Source organism: Candidatus Symbiopectobacterium sp. NZEC135 (genome assembly GCF_025962695.1).
Genome location: NZ_JAGFPF010001387.1, coordinates 1 through 566, shown reverse-complemented (window position 1 = coordinate 566; position 566 = coordinate 1). Strand labels below are relative to the sequence as shown.

At 53.2% G+C, this 566-nt stretch carries 1 protein-coding gene; it reads right to left on the bottom strand.

Going from position 1 to position 566, the window contains the following annotated elements; all coding sequences use genetic code 11:
* A partial coding sequence (locus J5224_RS34405) for an autotransporter outer membrane beta-barrel domain-containing protein (RefSeq protein ID WP_264629315.1) occupies positions 1–566 on the bottom strand: 566 nt, incomplete at both ends.

Here is a 566-nt window from a genome sequence, read left to right as displayed (position 1 = left end):
AGCCCAACCCGAATGCTGCCGTCGTGCCCGTCGCTGAAACGTGCGATGTCACTCCCGCCGTGTAGCACCCAGCGCCTGTCTTCCGTTTCCTGGTTATCAACACCATCGTGTTGAACCATTGAGCCCTCCATGCGTAACCAGGTATACGAATCTTCTTGCCCCGGCACCTGCCACTGCCTGTCGTGCAGCGTATGTTTATGCATCGCCATCGCCGATTGGCGTTCTTGCAGGTATGAACCAACCACAGGCGAAAGGAGCGAAACCAAATACCAATCTTGTGCTTCGCCGCCATCACCACCGCGTTTTAAACTGTAGTTATACGCGCCAACGTTCAATATTCCTGTACTGTTATATCCGTCGGAGTTGGGATCAAGTTGAAAAGCACTCGCACTGGTCGTGCCGCCATTTTCAGTTTGTACCAGGGCAACGCCTTTGTTGGTGAGCCCACCCAAACTATTGCCTGTTTTCACCAGAAGTGAAGTATTGCCTGAGGCGTTACCGCCATCAATGATCAGGCGATCGGAGGGGGATGCATCACCGCTGAGCTGCGTATTGACCACAATGAT